Origin of the sequence: Halalkalibacterium ligniniphilum, assembly GCF_000334155.1 — a bacterium.
Classification (GTDB): Bacteria; Bacillota; Bacilli; order Bacillales; family Bacillaceae_D; genus Halalkalibacterium; species Halalkalibacterium ligniniphilum.
Genome location: NZ_ANNK01000150.1, coordinates 1 through 3,331 on the forward strand (window position 1 = coordinate 1; position 3,331 = coordinate 3,331).

The window sequence follows — 3,331 nt, forward strand, 5'->3', positions numbered from 1 at the left end:
ATTTTTAATTACTGATTTTGCAAACCTTTAAGATAGATATGATCGAAGAAAAGGACAACGACTAACGCAAATCGTCTCCTTTTCTATAGTATGAATTTTTTCTTCACTCCTGCATGTATGCGAAAGGCTTTATGAAAAATTGAACAAACATCCTGCTATATTCTGAAATCTTGTATCCAAAAATCTTCTTTTTATATACAAGAGTGGATTTTAATGCTCAGTCGATGTGTTTGTCTACTCCGTTCTCAAAATTATACATATTTTACTATTGGATATTGCTATGTAGCAATGTTCATGGAAGGTACTCGTTTAGTAAGCTTACCTTCTATCAGTTAACAAACGATTCTCAAGAAAGGAGGTATACAGGTGCACAATTTAATTATGCAACACTATGGGCATGAGGTTGAGGTGCGTGATCATGATGGTAGAGTGTATAGAGGGTCAATAGATGGGGTCAATCAAACTCGAGGAATGTTTATTCGTGACCGTTTTTTTAGACGAATATTTATTCCTTTTTTCTTAATTGCATCTATTTTTTCATTCCGCTTTAGAAGACGTATTTTTTAAGTAAAACAATATCAAATCAGCCCCTAATGAATTCGATCGTTTTATCTAACATTCCGCTAGAAGCACATTCACTTTTTACCTTTGTTCATAAAATAACTTAGTCCTCATTTGAAAGGTATTGAATGGTTAAATCTTTTACTTTTATCTTTCATCATGGACTAATAAGCATGAGGTAATGAACTTCTTAACGGGAGGAGGCTGTATTATGGGTCACGATTATGGATATGGTTATGGCGGACCAGTTGCTGGTCAATATGCACCAGCTGCTGGTTACGGTCAACGCAAATGTGACGGATTTGCTTTAATCGTTGTTTTGTTCATTTTGTTAATTATCGTCGGGGCTGCGATGATGAGAGATCATGACTACTAGAAAGAAGTTTCTAGGAAGCGAAGTTGCCTTGTAAAAGTAAGCAAAAAGCGAAAGCGTCTTGTTCAACCGCGACAAGTACTGGAAGCCTGTCAACGTGTTGTTAGATTTTAGGCGGACTTTCACTGGCTGAAGTAACCTCGAGCGGCTAGGCGCTCGAGCTGACTGCTTTGAAAAAATATCACAAATAAGGCTGAGATTAAAAGCTCTCTTATAGGAGGGCTTTCTTTCTTTGTTTGCTTGTTTCTTTCCGTTATACAATCTTGCTAATGATTTGCCAATATATAAGTCGTTCAGAATGCATCAATCATCTATAAAAGAAAGAAACTTCTGGAACAAAAGCTTATATTTCAATAAGGGTTTCTCTTTATAATTTGACAGTCCCTTCACACTATTCATATAAGTACTTGATGTTAATGGTTCCTCTACGAATGGACTCTGGAAACAGTAGACCTTTTCAGTATCACTTACATCCTTAATAATCTAGACTTCTTTTTTCATCCATCTTACTAGTTGATGATTAGAACGTTAACGATTACAGTGAGAAAAGTGAGTCTGTATTCAATGCCTCACTTTTTTTGAAAAAGGGCGGAGCTGGTTTACAGGTTGAGAAAGAGAAGAAGCTTTCCCGCTACTAGCGTTGACATATGAACTCCTGTCTAGCATGAGTAACAAGTAGATATCAAATACTTTAAACAAACGTTTATTTAATAATTTGAAGGTGCAGTTGCTTCCACCATTTCTCTTCCCGAAATCGTTTGTCTATTTGTTATACTATTTAAGTAAGAAAGAGAAAAAAGTAGGTGGATTGCTTTTGAAAAAATTTTTTATCGGTTCGTTTATTGTGATAGGTTTCCTTGCGGTTGTTTTGTATGTGGGCTATCAATTTTTTATCGATGCTGCTTCTGAGAAAGTGATGGAGCAAATTACAACGGACGTTCTCACAGAGGATACAGTGGATGAATTGTTGACCGACCCCGCAATCAAAGAGCTGGTCGATGGGCTATCAGCTCAAGCTGGTGAGGTGAACAAGCAGGATCTTCCGTTTACTACGAAAGAGGAAGCATTAAAGGTTGTTCTGAGCAAATTTAGTGTTGGGGAAATAAGAGACATTGCACTTCAGGCTCAGGGAGGTTTAACGGCAGATGAGCAAAGAGCATTGTACGAAAAATACAAAGACCGGTTAACAGAGGAAGAGTATCAAGCATTGTTAGTTATCGGATTAGCTGAATATCATCAATAAAAAACAACGGAAATCTCCTCCGTTGTTTTTTATTTTATGTGTAGGAAAAGATCTTTAGATTAATGATTTGTTTTCTCGCTGGCAGACAAGAGCTCAGTACGAGATAACCCAGTTATTGTACCGACGAGCTGCAAATCGATTCCATAATCAAGCATGCGCTCGGCGATTTGCATGGCAGTATCCTGTCTGGCGCGATATCTGACTGTCTCAATTAGCTTTAAAATTTCTTCTTCATAATGCCCCGGTAGGTTCTCACGTTTCTTATTCATCTTCTTCACCCCGAACGTATATTCTCTTTTTTATCGTAAGGAAATTGTAAGAAAAATGCAAGATAATAATGCAGATGTAACGAGAAAGGATATCGAACTTAATTAGGCAGGGGAGAAAAACAACAAGCAACACAACTCATATGGAAAAATGCGAAAAAAGGGTTGCGCTCTTGAATGATATTTTATATAATACTTTTTGTCAGCAAGAATTAGGACAAACAAGAGTAGTGGTTAAAGAATGCTGGCCCGTTGGTCAAGCGGTTAAGACACCGCCCTTTCACGGCGGTAACACGGGTTCGAATCCCGTACGGGTCACCATGGAGGATTAGCTCAGCTGGGAGAGCACCTGCCTTACAAGCAGGGGGTCGGCGGTTCGATCCCGTCATCCTCCACCATATGCCGGTCTAGCTCAATTGGTAGAGCAACTGACTTGTAATCAGTAGGTTGGGGGTTCAAGTCCTCTGGCCGGCATCCTTTATTTTACGAAGATTTGCAGGATGGAGGGGTAGCGAAGTGGCTAAACGCGGCGGACTGTAAATCCGCTCCCTCAGGGTTCGGCGGTTCGAATCCGTCCCCCTCCACCATTTCGATTTGTTGGGCTATAGCCAAGCGGTAAGGCAACGGACTTTGACTCCGTCATGCGTTGGTTCGAATCCAGCTAGCCCAGTACAAAAGCAAAACACCGCTTAGCCGCAAAATGAGAGTGATTCTCCCATGTGGCTAGGTGACATGCGGGTGTAGTTTAGTGGTAAAACCTCAGCCTTCCAAGCTGATGATGTGAGTTCGATTCTCATCACCCGCTTTTTTTTTAGAGCCATTAGCTCAGTTGGTAGAGCATCTGACTTTTAATCAGAGGGTCGAAGGTTCGAGTCCTTCATGGCTCAC

The 3,331-nt window shown here is 40.0% G+C and carries 4 protein-coding genes and 7 tRNA genes; 10 read left to right on the top strand and 1 reads right to left on the bottom strand.

What is annotated here, in order from left to right; translation table 11 throughout:
• Positions 1-366 precede the first annotated feature (366 nt).
• From BLT_RS0118450 to BLT_RS0118460, 3 genes are all read left to right on the top strand, one after another.
• Positions 367-567 (top strand): hypothetical protein, encoded by a 201-nt coding sequence (locus BLT_RS0118450; protein ID WP_017729219.1) that lies wholly within the window; start codon positions 367-369, stop codon positions 565-567.
• Between the two features lie 205 nt (positions 568-772).
• Complete coding sequence (locus tag BLT_RS22790) at positions 773-937, top strand: YjcZ family sporulation protein (RefSeq protein WP_017729220.1); 165 nt, start codon at positions 773-775, stop codon at positions 935-937.
• Positions 938-1,748: 811 nt separating this feature from the next.
• Positions 1,749-2,177 (top strand): hypothetical protein, encoded by a 429-nt coding sequence (locus tag BLT_RS0118460; protein WP_017729221.1) that lies wholly within the window; start codon positions 1,749-1,751, stop codon positions 2,175-2,177.
• A gap of 59 nt (positions 2,178-2,236) precedes the next feature.
• Here the strand turns inward: BLT_RS0118460 and BLT_RS0118465 are convergent, their stop codons facing one another.
• Positions 2,237-2,446 (bottom strand): hypothetical protein, encoded by a 210-nt coding sequence (locus tag BLT_RS0118465; RefSeq protein ID WP_017729222.1) that lies wholly within the window; start codon positions 2,444-2,446, stop codon positions 2,237-2,239.
• A 243-nt stretch (positions 2,447-2,689) separates the two neighbouring features.
• On the opposite strand from BLT_RS0118465, the gene BLT_RS0118470 reads away from it, so the two are divergent.
• The 7 genes from BLT_RS0118470 to BLT_RS0118500 all read left to right on the top strand — a co-directional run bounded on the left by BLT_RS0118470 (position 2,690) and on the right by BLT_RS0118500 (position 3,330).
• Positions 2,690-2,764 (top strand) — tRNA-Glu (locus tag BLT_RS0118470).
• 1 nt (position 2,765) lies between these two features.
• Positions 2,766-2,841 (top strand) — tRNA-Val (locus tag BLT_RS0118475).
• Between the two features lie 3 nt (positions 2,842-2,844).
• Positions 2,845-2,917 (top strand) — tRNA-Thr (locus tag BLT_RS0118480).
• A gap of 28 nt (positions 2,918-2,945) precedes the next feature.
• Positions 2,946-3,030: transfer RNA gene (locus tag BLT_RS0118485), tRNA-Tyr, on the top strand.
• A gap of 11 nt (positions 3,031-3,041) precedes the next feature.
• Positions 3,042-3,113, top strand: a tRNA-Gln gene (locus tag BLT_RS0118490).
• A 64-nt stretch (positions 3,114-3,177) separates the two neighbouring features.
• A tRNA-Gly gene (locus BLT_RS0118495) sits at positions 3,178-3,248 on the top strand.
• A gap of 9 nt (positions 3,249-3,257) precedes the next feature.
• Positions 3,258-3,330: transfer RNA gene (locus BLT_RS0118500), tRNA-Lys, on the top strand.
• Position 3,331: the final 1 nt, after the last annotated feature.

Excerpts from the sequence above, each read along its gene's own strand:
- BLT_RS22790 (WP_017729220.1), top strand. The coding sequence starts at position 773 with ATGGGTCACGATTATGGATATGGTTATGGCGGACCAGTTGCTGGTCAA.
- BLT_RS0118465 (WP_017729222.1), bottom strand. The coding sequence starts at position 2,446 with ATGAATAAGAAACGTGAGAACCTACCGGGGCATTATGAAGAAGAAATT.